Genomic DNA, 759 nt, shown 5'->3' on the forward strand with positions numbered 1-759 from the left:
GACGTGGTTGCTGGCGCTTTAGACATCCTCACCCACCAGGCAGGAGACCCGTCCGCCCACCTCGGAAACAATACGCCGCAACATTGAGCAGGGGATATAGCGGTCAACCGGGATATACAGATCGGGATCGAGCCCCAGCCGCCTGACATGGGTAATGGGGGCTAATGCCGGGCGGTCATGGGGACTGTCTGAAGGCGACGCGTTCTGTTCACTGCTGTATGGCTGCTCTTCTTTGCCCTTAACCAATGTCGCAGAGGGGACGCTCGAACTGCGCTCTGAGGCGGCTGTGGTTGTACCGGTGCTGTCGGCCAGCGCCGCCGCCTTATTTAACGTTGGCGGTTCAGGGGGCAACGTGGCGGCACGTGGGGTGGCAGGGGCTGTGACGGAAGGCGGTGTCTGTTGCCCGGACAGCCCGAAAGGGTCGCTGTCCATACCCAGATTGCGGCGCACAGGCGCTGGCGTAACGCCTGAGGGTGACGCGCTTCCTGCCTCATTCTTTCCTCCTGTTTTCAGCGTACCAAAAAAGCGACTACCACCCAGCGACAGTGCTATCGATAAGGCCAGACTCAGCAGGATGACAATCAGTGTGCGATGCCCGGAGGTTTTACGAAAACGCGCCACTTCAGGCTGGTTGGGATCATGCCGCTGCGCCTGCGTATGTGGGGTCCTCTCCGCACGCAGGCGTGTGCGGGCTTCCGCTTCCCGCTCTGCGGTTGTTTTCTCTGTTTCGGTCGATGGCGTGTCTGTCATTTGGCCTCC

Annotated in this window: 1 pseudogene; it reads right to left on the reverse strand. The window is 60.7% G+C overall.

The annotated features are described in order from the left end of the window. Positions 1 to 18 precede the first annotated feature (18 nt). Positions 19 to 759 (reverse strand): annotated as a pseudogene (locus J5224_RS32270) (hypothetical protein); the annotation flags it as partial.

Source organism: Candidatus Symbiopectobacterium sp. NZEC135, assembly GCF_025962695.1.